Below are 245 nucleotides of genomic sequence, written 5' to 3' on the forward strand. Positions count from 1 at the left end.
ACCTGCGCCTGATAGCCCACTTTGGCGATACTGAACAGGCCAAAATTCCACACTTCCGGCACCTGCTGACCGAGCAGATAGGCGTTCATCAACTGCGGCGACACCAGCGTCACACCCAGCACGATGCCGAGGATCGGCGTGCCGCCCATTTTTCTCACCGCTGACCAGCAGATCCCAACCGGCAGATAGAAGAAGATTGCTTCGCCGATCAGCCACAGGAAGTCGTAGATCGTTTTCAGCGACGG

At 57.6% G+C, this 245-nt stretch carries 1 pseudogene; it reads right to left on the reverse strand.

Going from position 1 to position 245, the window contains the following annotated elements:
- A pseudogene (locus GM30_RS11025) lies at positions 1 to 245 on the reverse strand (PTS trehalose transporter subunit IIBC); the annotation flags it as partial.

Origin of the sequence: Trabulsiella odontotermitis (assembly GCF_001188485.1) — a bacterium.
GTDB lineage: Bacteria > Pseudomonadota > Gammaproteobacteria > Enterobacterales > Enterobacteriaceae > Trabulsiella > Trabulsiella odontotermitis_A.